The organism is Rhizobium sp. TH135 (assembly GCF_002855515.1).
Taxonomy (GTDB): Bacteria; Pseudomonadota; Alphaproteobacteria; order Rhizobiales; family Rhizobiaceae; genus Allorhizobium.
The window spans coordinates 37,166-49,265 of record NZ_PKRP01000002.1 but is presented as its reverse complement, the minus strand read 5'-3'; the positions used below and the strand labels follow the sequence as shown (position 1 = coordinate 49,265).

The window sequence follows — 12,100 nt, the reverse complement described above, 5'->3', positions numbered from 1 at the left end:
ACGGAAAGGGGCGCGAATGCTGCGCCCTCTTTTGTCAGGGCAGGCGGAAGTGCTTGGAGAGTTTCAAGCCCTGTGCCTGGTAGTTGGAGCCGAGCCCCGTGCCGTAGAGGCCCTCCGGGCGCTCCTGCATATGCTCGTAGACCAGGCGGCCGATGACCTGGCCGTGTTCGAGGATGAAGGGCACTTCGTGGCTTCTGACTTCCAGAACCGCGCGGCTGCCTGAGCCACCGGCCGGCGCATGGCCGAAGCCCGGGTCGAAGAAGCCGGCATAGTGCACGCGGAACTCGCCGACCAAGGGGTCATAAGGCGTCATTTCGGCCGCATAGAGCGGCGGTACATGCACGGCCTCGTTCGAGACTAGGATATAGAATTCGTCCGGGTCGAGGATCAGTTCGTCGCGGCCGCGGCTGTAGAGCGGCTCCCAGAAGTCGAGCACTTCATGGGCGCCCTTCAGGTCGACGTCGATGACCGAGGTATGGTGCTTGCCGCGATAGCCGATCAGCCCTTGCGGGCCGGAACCCTTCAGATCGATCGACAGCGCAATGCCGCCGCCCGAAACATTTGGCATGTCGCTCGCGACCAGCGTTTCGGCCTTGTGCAGGTCGAAGAGCTCCGCCTCGCCCAGCAAAGCTTGGCCGGTGCGGAAACGGATCTGCGACAGGCGCGAGCCACGGCGCACGATGATCGGGAATGTGCGCGGCGAAATCTCAAGATAGAGTTGGCCCTTGTAGCCGGCCGGCACCTTGTCGAATTCCTGAGCGTAGTCGACCATCACGCGGGTGAAGATGTCGAGGCGGCCGGTCGAGCTCTTCGGATTGGCGGACGCCGAGATCTCCGCTGGCAGGTCGAGGCTTTCCATCAAGGGCACGATGTAGACGCAGCCGGTTTCGAGCACGGCCCCGTTTTCGAGGTCGATCTCGTGCAGGGTCAGCCGCTCCAGCTTTTCGGCCACGGTGTGGCCGCGGCCCGGCATGAAGCTCGCGCGCACGCGGATCGCCTTGCCGCCCAGACGCAGGTCGAGGCTTGCCGGCTGGATCTGGTCCTTGTCGAGCATAACCTCGCTCTTCAGCTGGCCGCCACCGAACAAGGCGCCGATCGCGCGATCGGACAAAATCCCGGGTTTCAAGGTCATGATCTCAATCCTGTTTGGGCCCGACAAAACCAAAGCCCACCAATTGACGCAAGGCCCGCGAAGGCGTAAGGCAGCCTTATCCCGTGGTGATTTGGCCGGTCGGCTTGCAGCCACGTTAAACAAGTGGCTAAATAGACCGGGTTTACGAAACCGGTCCGTTCACGCGACCGGTTTTTTTGTGTTCGAAAGGCACGTGCATGAGCAAGAACTGGCGCCCGGCCACCACCCTCGTCCATGGCGGCACGCTGCGCTCTCCCTATGGCGAGACGTCTGAAGCGATCTTCCTCACCCAGGGCTTCGTCTATGAAAGCTCGGAAGCGGCAGAAGCCCGCTTCAAGGGCGAGAACGACGGCTATATCTACGCCCGCTATGGCAGCCCGACCAATGACATGTTCGAAAAGCGCATGTGCATGATGGAAGGCGCCGAGGATGCGCGTGCGATGGCGTCCGGCATGGCAGCCGTTGCTGCTGCCGTGCTCTGCCAGGTCAAGGCCGGCGACCATATCGTCGCTGCCCGCGCGCTGTTCGGCTCCTGCCGCTATGTCGTCGAGACGCTGGCACCGCGCTACGGCGTGGAATGCACGCTGGTAGATGGCCGTGACCTCGCCAACTGGGAAGCCGCCATCCGGCCGAACACCAAGGTGATGTTCCTCGAAAGCCCGACCAATCCGACGCTTGAGGTGATCGACGTCGCAGGCGTAGCCAAGCTCGCCGACCAGATCGGCGCAAAGCTGATCGTCGACAACGTCTTTGCGACCCCCCTCTTCCAGAAGCCGCTCGAACTCGGCGCGCATGTCGTCGTCTATTCCGCGACCAAGCACATCGATGGCCAGGGCCGCTGCCTCGGCGGTGTGGTGCTATCGTCGAAGGAATGGATCAACGAGAACCTGCATGACTATTTCCGTCACACGGGTCCCGCCATGTCGCCGTTCAACGCCTGGACGCTGTTGAAGGGCATGGAAACGCTTCCGCTGCGCGTGAAGCAGCAGACGGAAAATGCAACCGCGATTGCCGATTTCCTGGCCGAGCAGAGTGCCGTGGGGAAGGTCATCTACCCAGGTCGCAAGGACCATCCGCAGGCCGATATCATTGCCAAGCAGATGACCGGCGGCTCGACGCTGGTCTGCTTCGAGATGAAGGGCGGCAAGGAAGCGGCCTTCAAGCTGCAGAACGCGCTGGAGATCATCAAGATCTCGAACAATCTCGGCGACGCGAAGAGCCTGATCACCCATCCGGCGACGACAACGCATAAGAACCTTTCCGACGAGGCCCGGGCAGAGCTCGGAATCTCCGGCGGCACCGTTCGGTTGTCCTGCGGCATCGAAGACACGCAGGACCTGCTGGAAGACTTTGCCAAGGCCATCAAGAGCCTCTGAACACCGTTCAAAGCGCTTCATATTGCAACAATTTCAGCCGCGATAATCCTCGCGGCTGAGCAATTGCCCTTGACGGGTCCGGTTGCGTCGTTATCCCTTGAAAGCATCGTGACGTTCGGTGGCTGATCTTGTTACCGCCACAAAGAGCGCCATTTCTGTCATGATCGCAGGCAAGTTTTCGCAGGGTCCACGCATGTATCGCGCACTGACACGGGACATAGAGGTTCTGGTCGAACCTTACTATCTCGAGGAACAGTCGGACCCGGATGACAGTCGCTATGTCTGGGGCTACCGGATCGTGATCTCCAATCACTCGGCGAAAACCGTCCGCCTTACCCATCGCTATTGGCACATCACCGACCAGAACGGCCAGGTCGACGAGGTCAGCGGCCCCGGCGTGGTCGGAGAGCAGCCGCGCCTTGATCCCGGCGGCACCTATGAATACTCCTCCGGCTGCCCGCTCGATACGCCATCCGGCATGATGTATGGCACCTATCGGATGGAAACCGACGACGGAGAAAGCTTCGACGTCGAGATCCCCGCCTTCTCGCTCGACAGCCCAGGCATGGTGCGCACCCTCAATTGACGATTGGCAGTTGAGTTGACCGGCGGCTGCCGCTATCTCGGAGGCTCGATCAGCATCGTCAGCCAAAGGTCCCGCCCGGCATGAGCATTACCCATCTCGTCACCCATAGTGGCGGCTTTCATGCCGACGAACTGTTGTCGTCCGTCATCCTGACGCGCCTTTTCCCCGATGCGACGGTCGTGCGCAGCCGCGCGCCGGACTGGATCACACCAGCATCGGACCGCATCATCTATGATGTCGGCGGTGCCTATGACGCAGATAACAGGATCTTCGATCACCATCAGCGCGGCGCGCCACTGCGCGACGACGGCCAGCCTTACAGCTCCTTCGGCCTTATCTGGAAGCACTACGGTCGTGACTACCTCGCCGCCGTGGGCATTCCCTCGGGGCATGTCGAGGCCATTCACAAGGGCTTCGACACCAAATTCGTGCTGCCGGTCGACCTCTTGGACAACGGGGCGCTCAGCCCTGCAACGGCCGGACCGCTCGCGGATCTGACCCTGCCGAGCCTGCTCGAAACGCTGAAGCCCGTCTTCGACGACAAGCAGCCTGGCGCCGATGATCGCGGCTTCCATGCGGCACTGTCGATCGCTCGCGCGATCGTGGAAGCGGGCATTGCACAACGCGCCTCCAAGCTGCGGGCTGAAAGCATGGTGCTCGACGCCATCGCCGCAACGGGTGACCGTCGCATTCTCGAACTGCCGATGGGCATGCCTTTCCGCCCGGCGATCGTGAAAGCCGGGGCCGACCATCTGCTGTTTGTCGTGCATCCGCGCGACAAGGACTGGTGCATCACCGGGATCCGCAAGGTGGAAGACAGCTTCGAGCAGCGGGCCGACCTGCCCGCCGCATGGGCGGGCTTGAGCAATGGTGACCTTGAGGCCGTCTGCGGCGTGAAGGGTGCCAGCTTCTGTCACAACGGCCGTTTCATCGCCGCTGCCAACTCGCGCGAGGCGATCCTCGCCATGGCAGACATCGCCGTGAAGGTCGCGCTCGAGACGGCATAGACCGATAGCTTCCCAAGCCCAACCGTTGAGCAGCTAGCTCCGCGGCCGAAAGAGCGCGTCAGCGCTCACGCCGCGCTGCTGTCGGCGTCCTGCTGTTCGGCGCGCAGGAGAAGGCTGAGCACGTCGCGCTGCGACATCGGCCGACCGAAGAGATAGCCCTGGATCAGCTGCGGCGACAGGGGCGCAAGGGTTGCCATCTCGCTTTCGGTCTCCACGCCCTCCAGCACGCATTTGAGATGGAGGTTGCGGCAGAGCGTGATGATGGCAGCCACCACCTCCCGGGAGGTGACGCTATCGGCGACCTTGCGCACGAAGCTCTTGTCAATCTTGACCTTGTTCAGCGGCAACTGGTCGATGTATTCGAAGCTGGAATAGCCCGAGCCGAAATCGTCGAGCGCGATCTTGAAGCCGGCGGAGGAGAGGTCTTCCAGCAAAATGCGGGACGTGGCGATATCCTTCATCACTGCCGTCTCGGTGATCTCGAACTCGATCCTTGCGGGGCTGATGCCGCGTGCATGGACCTGGGCAACGAGGGAGAAGACGAAGGCACGGTCGGCCAGGTCCTGGGCTGAAAGATTGAACGAGATGGTGATCTCATCCGGCCAAAGCTCCAGCGCATCAAGCGCCTTGCCGAAGAGAATGCGGGTGACCTGCTGGATGAGACCCGCCCGCTCGGCAGCCCGGATGAAGCGGTCCGGCCGCACGGGACCGAGCGTCGGGCTTTGCCAGCGTGCAAGTGCCTCGAAGCTCACCACCCGGCGGGCGGCAATATCGAATTGCGGCTGGAAGAGGAGGTGGAACTCATCCTCCATGCGCGCCTCTCTCAACGCCCGTTCAAGCGCCAGGCTCTCGCGCATCTCCTTGTCCTGATCGACGGTGAAGATCGTCGACTGGTGGCGGGCAAACTGCTTGCCGCGATAGAGGGCGAAGTCTGCCTTCTCATAGATCTGTCTTGCGGTGATTCCCATTTTTGGAAACTGCGCAAAGCCGATCGTGCCGCTCACGGACAGTTGCAGCGGCTGGAAATCATAGTCCTGGGAGATGTCGTGGATCAGACTGTTGCCGAAGTCTTCGACCTCGATTTCACCTGGATCTCCTTCGATCACGATGGCGAACTCGTCTCCGCCGATGCGACCGAACTCGAGGCCTTGTCGCTGGCGAAGCTTCAGCCGCTCGACGACCTCACACAACAGATGATCGCCGACAGCGTGGCCGTAGATGTCGTTGATCGACTTGAAGCCATCGAGATCGAGAATGCCAACCCAGAACGGCTTCCTCTCTTCGACAAGCTCATCGATGCGGGAAAAGACCGAACGGCGGTTGGCAATGCCTGTCAGGCTGTCGCGTGCCGCCAACTGGTCGGCGAGCAGTCGGGCATCGATCTGCCGAAGGATCGCCTTGCGCAGGAGGCTCGCCATGCCGAAGGCGGCAAAGGAGGTTGCCAGACCGATGAAGACGAATTGCTTGGCCACATCGGGGGAGGCCTGAGCGGAAAACCAGAACAGGCTGCCGATGGAGAGGACGACGCTGGCCAGCGTTGCGCGCAGGGTGACGCCTGAGGTGGAGAACACCACCGCCATCAGCACGAAATAGATGAGCTTCTGCTCCTCAAAATGCAGAAGCATGTAGGCGAGTACATTCGAATACATCAGAAGATTGGTGGCGAAGCCGACGGCTTCAAGCCGCTGCAGCGAAGTCCGGCCGGCTGGCAGAAGCAGCCAACGGAAGGCCGTGTAGGAAACGGCTGTGAGCCAACTAATGCCGCCGAGGATCAGAAGACTGAAGCCGCTTTCGTCCTGCCAATGGAGCCAGCTGACCAGGAAGTAGTAGGCGGCGCCCGGCAGGAGAAACCCGCGCACGATGGGCCGATAGGCTTCGGCCATGGCACGTCGTCTGGTGGCACTCGTCCATACCCGGTATTGGCGCTTCGCGGAGATGCTCAGCTGGGCCAGAGACCAAGCATGAGCCTGAGGGTCCTTCCCTGCGACCAATTCCCCGCGACGTCCAGCCGCGTCCTGTGACGAATGCATTCAAGGTGTCCCCAAAGCGCTAAGGCCACCCTAGGAGATATTCATTTAGAATAGCTGAATAGTATAGAAAGAATGTATCGCAAACAAATCTGCAGTGATCGCCGACACATTCTTCGTGCAAAGGGCCCGTCTTTGGGCCCTTTGCCATCGCCTGTCTTTGTTAGACAGCGGTGAGTTCGTCGGGAGAGAACTCGTAGTTCGTCGAGCAGAACTCGCAGCTGACGGTGATCTTACCGTCTTCGGTGCTTGCTTCGATCTCCTCTGCATTGAAGCCCTGGAGAACGCCTTTCAGGCGCTCTCGCGAGCAGCTGCAGCGATCATGCACGGCCTGCGGCTCATAGGCACGCACACCGCGTTCGTGGAACAGGCGGAAGAGCAGCCGTTCAATGCCGACCTGGGGATCGGTGAGCTCGTCGGCGTCAATGGTCTCTACCAGCATGCGCGCTTCATCCCAGGCGTCATCGCCATGCAGATCGGTATCGCGATCATCGCCGTCACCGCCGTGCAGGTCGGGCTGGCGCATCCGCTCGGGCGCTTCCGGCAGGAACTGCGCGATCAGACCGCCGGCCCGCCACGTCCGGCGCGGCTTGCCGTTTTCGTCACGATCGAAGAGTTCGGCTGCACCGAGGCGCACCCGCGTCGGGATCTGCTCCGACTGGCGGAAATAGACACCGGCGATATCCTCGAGCGAGGTCCCGTCGAGCGGCACGATGCCCTGATAAGGCTGCATGTAGGAGCCCTGGTCGATGGTGAAGGCCAGCACGCCCTCGCCAAGCAGCTGTTCCGGTGAAGCCCGGCCCTCAGCCACGGCATCGGCCACCGCCTGCTCGTCGAAACGGGCATAGGCGCGGACGCTTTCGGGCGAGCTGAAATCGGCGACCAGCAGATCCACCGGGCCGTTGCCCTTGGTCTGGACCGTGAACTTACCTTCGAACTTCAGCGACGTGCCGATCAGCACCGTCAGCACAATCGCTTCGGCGAGAAGGCGGGCCACCGGCGCCGGATAGGCGTGGCGATCGAGGATGGTGTTGATCAGCGGACCGAGCTGCACGGTGCGACCGCGCACGTCGAGACCCTCCACCTGGAAGGGGACCACACGATCGTCACCGGCGAAACCGAATTCGCCGAGTTCTGCTTGTTTCATCGCCATGAATGTACTCCCGGCACACGGGGCGCCATACGCTAGGCCTGAGAGGCCCGATCAGAAAGGGCACAGATGGGATCACCTGCGCGAAACGTCAAGTCACCCGAAAGGCGCCCGAAATCCGACCTCAGATGGCGCCGAGGCACCAGGCGAGGATCGACTTCTGCGCGTGCAGACGGTTCTCGGCTTCGTCGAAGACCACAGACTGTACGCCGTCGATCACCTCGTCCGTCACTTCCTCGCCACGATGGGCCGGCAGGCAGTGCAGGAAGAGCGCCTCGTCATTGGCCTTCTTCATCAGCTCCGCATTGACCTGGAAAGGCTGGAAGACATTGTGGCCGCGGGCCTTGTGCTCCTGGTTCATCGACACCCAGGTGTCGGTGATGACGGCATCGGCACCGGTCACCGCGCGGTCGGCATCATGGCACAGCATGATCTCGCCGCCATTGTTGCGGGCCCAGTTGAGGATCTTGTCATCCGGCTCCGAGCCGAGCGGCACGGCCATGTTCATCTTGTAGCCGAAGCGGGCCGAGCCTTCGACCAGCGAATGCAACACGTTGTTGCCGTCGCCCGTCCAGGCAAGCGTCTTGCCCGTGACCGGGCCACGATGCTCTTCGATGGTCATGATGTCTGCCATGATCTGGCAGGGATGGGTGAGATCCGTCAGCGCGTTGATCACGGGGACCGTCGCATGCTCGGCCATCTCCAGGAGACGGGCATGATCGGTGGTGCGGATCATGATCGCATCGACATAGCGGGACAGAACCTTGGCGGTGTCACCAATCGTTTCGGCACGACCAAGCTGCATTTCGGTGCCGGAGAGGAACAGTGTCTCGCCACCCAACTGGCGCATGCCGACATCGAAGGACACGCGCGTGCGGGTCGAGGGCTTCTCGAAAATCATCGCCAGCATCTTGCCGGCAAGCGGTTTGTCGGCGGTGCCGGCCTTGGTCGCCTGCTTGCGAGACTTTGCGTCTTCGAGAATACCGCGGAGGTCCCCAGCCGTGACAGCGGAGAGATCGAGAAAATGCTTGGGAGATGCCATGAAAGAGGGTCCTGTCTTAGGCAGACGCTGCAACTGCGGCCTTGGCGCGGATATGTTCGGCGGCCTGTTCGATACGGGCGATGCCGTCACGGGCCTCTTCAGCCGTGACCGTCAGCGGCGGCAGAAGACGAATGACGTTGTCGCCTGCGGGAACGCCGAGCAGGTGCTCGTCACGCATCGCCAACAAGAGTTCGGTGTTCGGGACCTTGGCCTTGAGGCCGAGCATCAGGCCTTCGCCACGCACGTCCTCGATCACGTCGGGGAACCGGTCCTTCAGCGACGCCAGACCCTGGCGGAACACGAGTGCGGTGTCGCGCACGTTCTCAAGGAAGCCATCTTCCAGCACGACATCGAGAACGGCGTTGCCGACCGCCATGCCAAGCGGGTTGCCGCCATAGGTCGAGCCATGCGTGCCGGCCTTCATGCCGTAGGCCGCCTCTTCGGTCGCAAGGCAGGCGCCGAGCGGGAAGCCACCACCAATGCCCTTGGCGACAGCCATGATGTCAGGCGTGATACCGGCCCATTCGTGAGCAAAAAGCTTGCCTGTCCGGCCGACGCCGCACTGGACTTCATCGAGGATCAGGAGCAGGCCATGCTCGTCGCAAAGGTCGCGCAAGGCGCGCAGCATTTCCACCGGGATCGGACGGATGCCGCCCTCACCCTGAACGGGCTCCACCAGGATTGCAGCCGACGCATCGCTCATGGATGCCTTGACCGCTTCCAGATCGCCGAAGGGCACCTGATCGAAACCGGGGGCCTTCGGGCCGAAGCCTTCGAGGTACTTTTCCTGGCCACCGGCGGCAATCGTCGCGATGGTGCGGCCGTGGAAGGCGCCTTCCATCGTGATGATGTGGAACTTCTCAGGATGCCCCTTGGCAAAGTGGTAGCGGCGCGCGGTCTTGATCGCGCATTCCAGCGCTTCCGCACCCGAATTGGTGAAGAAGACGCGATCAGCAAAGGTGACGTCCGTCAGGCGTTTGGCCAAAACTTCCTGGCCCGGCACTTCATAGAGGTTCGACAGATGCCAGACCTTGTCGGCCTGATCCTTCAGAGCGCCCACGACATGCGGATGGCCGTGACCGACGGAAGTTACCGCCACACCGGCTGCAAAATCGAGGTATCGCTCGCCACTCTCCGTCACAAGCCAGACGCCCTCGCCTCGCTCGAAACGCAGCGGCGCCCGATTGTAGGTCTGGTAGAGCGGCGTAGCTTCGGCCATGGCTGTCACAATCCTTCTCGACGATCCGTCACACGCGACGGCGGGACGCCTCAGAGGTCCCGGAAAAATTAAAAATGCCGCCTCGCGGCGGCGGGGGCACTATCGGCATTCGCCCCTGCGATGTCAACGTTTTCTGCAGGAATCGCAGGAGTAGGCACGGATTCGGCCGACACGCGCAGCACGAGCGCCTGGGCAGATTCCACCTGTTGCATACTTGACTCACTCGGGAAGCAAGTTGGGGAAAACCGCGAAATCGATTCCAGATGATTCCTGCGACTCTTGTCACGGAGTCACCCGACCTCTAGGTTAAATTTCATTAATAGATTGCATGCGGCGGAAGTGCTCACCGACAGTATCGAGGCGGTTTTGTTTCGGATTCGTTCGAAGCAACGGTGACGGATTCTGCCATCACAGACGCGAGCGGCGGAGAGAATTGGCATGACGACTATGCAATGGACTGACGACAGGGTCGAGAGACTGAAGCGGCTGTGGGCTGAAGGCCTCAGCGCGAGCCAGATTGCAGCACAACTCGGTGGCGTAAGCCGCAATGCCGTTATCGGCAAGGTGCACCGCCTTAACCTTCCCGGCCGTGCAAAGGCGGGCGGCAGCTCGTCTGCGGCCCGTCCGGCAAAGCGCCCGGCGCAGACCCAGCGTCCGGCCGCCTTCCAGAACCGTCCGGCAGCCACCACGACCACCCGCACGGTGACCCGCGCTGCTGGCGCAACCATGCTGAAGGAAGAGGTCGAAGTCGAAGCCTACGAGGAAGTCGAAGTTCGCCGCTCTCTCAACGTGGTCGTGCCGATCTCGCGTCGTCTGGCGCTGACGGAACTGACCGAGCGCACGTGCAAGTGGCCGATCGGCGACCCGATGAAGGACGACTTCCACTTCTGCGGCTGCGAGATCGCTGATAGCGCACCTTACTGCACCTATCACGCGAAGCTCGCCTATCAGCCGGTCAGCGAACGCCGCAAGGCCGCCCGCTAATCCATCGGCAAGATCGAGACATGCAACGGGGCCTTCGGGGCCCGTTTTCTTTTGGGCTCTCGCCTGAAACGAAAAGGGTCGCAGCGGATGATCCGTGCGGCCCCTTAATCGAGAAAAAACTAGCTTGCTCAGGCTTCCATGGAATAACCCGCGCCGCGCACGGTGCGGATAACATCCTGCATGTTCGAGAAGTTCAGCGCCTTGCGCAGGCGCCCGACGTGCACGTCGACGGTGCGTTCGTCGACATAGATGTCGTGACCCCAGACACCATCCAGCAGCTGGGAACGCGAGAAGACGCGACCCGGCGATGCCATGAGGAATTCCAGGAGCCGGAACTCGGTCGGTCCGAGGCGAACCTCGCGGCTCTTGCGATGGACGCGGTGCGTCTCGCGGTCGAGCTCGATATCGCCGCAGCGCAGGACGCTGGAGAGAACCTCGGGCTTGGCGCGGCGGAGCATGGCCTTGACGCGGGCCATCAGCTCGGGCGTCGAGAAGGGCTTGACGACATAGTCGTCCGCGCCCGTCGCCAGGCCACGCACCCGCTCACTTTCCTCACCACGAGCCGTCAGCATGATGATCGGCAGGCGCTCGGTCTCGGGGCGGACCCGAAGTCTGCGGCAGAGTTCGATCCCGGACACGCCCGGTAGCATCCAGTCGAGGATCAGAAGGTCTGGAACCCGCTCCTGCAAGCGGATTTCAGCCTCGTCACCCCTGAGGATCGTCTCGACCTCATAGCCCTCGGCTTCAAGGTTATAGCGAAGGAGGACCGAGAGGGCCTCCTCGTCTTCCACCACGGCAATTTTCGGCTGCATCAGGCATCAACCCCGCTGGACAACGTCACTCGGTGATCGCGCCGACGGAAGAGGTCAGGTCTTCCTTCGGGCGCTCACCTTCCGGCTGCGCACCGGTCGTCATGTAATAGATCGTCTCGGCGATGTTGGTCGCATGGTCGCCGATACGCTCGATGTTCTTGGCACAGAAAAGAAGATGGGTGCAGCTGGTGATGTTGCGCGGATCTTCCATCATGTAGGTCAAGAGCTCGCGGAACAGCGAGGTGTAGATGGCATCGATCTCCTCGTCGCGGTCACGGATCGACTTGGCCTTTTCGGCCGAGCGCGTGGTGTAGACGTCGAGGACTTCCTTGAGCTGAGCCAGCGCCAGATCCGAGAGATGCTCGAGACCACGGGCGAGCTTGCGCGGCACGCCGGTCGCCTGGACGGCGACAACGCGCTTGGAGTTGCTCTTGCCGAGATCGCCGACGCGCTCGAGGTCGGCGGCGATGCGAAGAGCGCCGATGATTTCGCGCAGGTCGGAGGCAACCGGCTGACGCTTGGCGATGGTGATCACGGCCTTGTCGCCGATCTCGCGCTCCATGGCGTCCATCAGGACGTCATCGGAGATCACCTTCTGGGCAAGCGCCGCATCGGAATTCACCAGAGAACGCACGCTTTCGGCGACCATCTGTTCTGCCAGACCGCCCATTTCGGAGATGCGGCGCATCAGGAACTTCAGTTCCTCGTCGAAGGCCGAGTAGATGTGAGAGGAGCCCATTTGAAACGTCCTTGAAATTGAGTTCA

Annotated in this window: 11 protein-coding genes and 1 riboswitch; of the genes, 4 read left to right on the top strand and 7 right to left on the bottom strand. The window is 61.9% G+C overall.

Annotated features, from left to right (window positions below; genetic code table 11):
- Positions 1-34: 34 nt before the first annotated feature.
- Complete coding sequence (locus tag C0V73_RS05355; RefSeq protein WP_102018989.1) at positions 35-1,132, bottom strand: 2'-deoxycytidine 5'-triphosphate deaminase; 1,098 nt, start codon at positions 1,130-1,132, stop codon at positions 35-37.
- A gap of 73 nt (positions 1,133-1,205) precedes the next feature.
- Positions 1,206-1,284: riboswitch (SAM riboswitch) on the top strand.
- A gap of 45 nt (positions 1,285-1,329) precedes the next feature.
- On the opposite strand from C0V73_RS05355, the gene C0V73_RS05350 reads away from it, so the two are divergent.
- The 3 genes from C0V73_RS05350 (at position 1,330) to C0V73_RS05340 (ending at position 4,101) form a co-directional block, all read left to right on the top strand.
- Positions 1,330-2,508, top strand: a complete 1,179-nt coding sequence (locus C0V73_RS05350) for an O-succinylhomoserine sulfhydrylase (protein ID WP_102018988.1) — start codon at positions 1,330-1,332, stop codon at positions 2,506-2,508.
- Between the two features lie 193 nt (positions 2,509-2,701).
- Positions 2,702-3,094 carry a Co2+/Mg2+ efflux protein ApaG gene (gene apaG / locus C0V73_RS05345; RefSeq protein ID WP_102019596.1) on the top strand — a complete coding sequence of 131 codons (393 nt, stop codon included), beginning with the start codon at positions 2,702-2,704 and terminating at the stop codon, positions 3,092-3,094.
- Positions 3,095-3,174: 80 nt separating this feature from the next.
- A complete protein-coding gene (locus C0V73_RS05340) occupies positions 3,175-4,101 on the top strand; it encodes an MYG1 family protein (RefSeq protein WP_102018987.1) in 927 nt (308 codons plus the stop codon).
- 65 nt (positions 4,102-4,166) lie between these two features.
- Here the strand turns inward: C0V73_RS05340 and C0V73_RS05335 are convergent, their stop codons facing one another.
- The 4 genes from C0V73_RS05335 to C0V73_RS05320 all read right to left on the bottom strand — a co-directional run bounded on the left by C0V73_RS05335 (position 4,167) and on the right by C0V73_RS05320 (position 9,539).
- The gene (locus C0V73_RS05335; protein ID WP_210200153.1) at positions 4,167-5,984 is read right to left on the bottom strand and encodes an EAL domain-containing protein; all 1,818 of its coding nucleotides are present in this window, start codon (positions 5,982-5,984) and stop codon (positions 4,167-4,169) included.
- Positions 5,985-6,291: 307 nt separating this feature from the next.
- Positions 6,292-7,281 carry an Hsp33 family molecular chaperone gene (locus C0V73_RS05330; protein WP_102018986.1) on the bottom strand — a complete coding sequence of 330 codons (990 nt, stop codon included), beginning with the start codon at positions 7,279-7,281 and terminating at the stop codon, positions 6,292-6,294.
- 121 nt (positions 7,282-7,402) lie between these two features.
- A complete protein-coding gene (argF, locus tag C0V73_RS05325) occupies positions 7,403-8,320 on the bottom strand; it encodes an ornithine carbamoyltransferase (protein WP_102018985.1) in 918 nt (305 codons plus the stop codon).
- 16 nt (positions 8,321-8,336) lie between these two features.
- Positions 8,337-9,539 carry an aspartate aminotransferase family protein gene (locus C0V73_RS05320; RefSeq protein WP_102018984.1) on the bottom strand — a complete coding sequence of 401 codons (1,203 nt, stop codon included), beginning with the start codon at positions 9,537-9,539 and terminating at the stop codon, positions 8,337-8,339.
- A gap of 447 nt (positions 9,540-9,986) precedes the next feature.
- Here C0V73_RS05320 and C0V73_RS05310 point away from each other — a divergent pair, with 447 nt between their 5' ends.
- Positions 9,987-10,523 carry a GcrA family cell cycle regulator gene (locus C0V73_RS05310; protein WP_102018982.1) on the top strand — a complete coding sequence of 179 codons (537 nt, stop codon included), beginning with the start codon at positions 9,987-9,989 and terminating at the stop codon, positions 10,521-10,523.
- A 128-nt stretch (positions 10,524-10,651) separates the two neighbouring features.
- Here C0V73_RS05310 and phoB read toward each other — a convergent pair whose 3' ends face one another.
- Together phoB and phoU are read right to left on the bottom strand one after the other, a co-directional pair.
- On the bottom strand, positions 10,652-11,335 hold the full coding sequence (phoB, locus tag C0V73_RS05305) for a phosphate regulon transcriptional regulator PhoB (protein ID WP_006727960.1): 684 nt from the start codon (positions 11,333-11,335) through the stop codon (positions 10,652-10,654).
- A 25-nt stretch (positions 11,336-11,360) separates the two neighbouring features.
- Positions 11,361-12,074 carry a phosphate signaling complex protein PhoU gene (phoU, locus tag C0V73_RS05300; protein ID WP_102018981.1) on the bottom strand — a complete coding sequence of 238 codons (714 nt, stop codon included), beginning with the start codon at positions 12,072-12,074 and terminating at the stop codon, positions 11,361-11,363.
- Between the last annotated feature and the right edge of the window lie 26 nt (positions 12,075-12,100).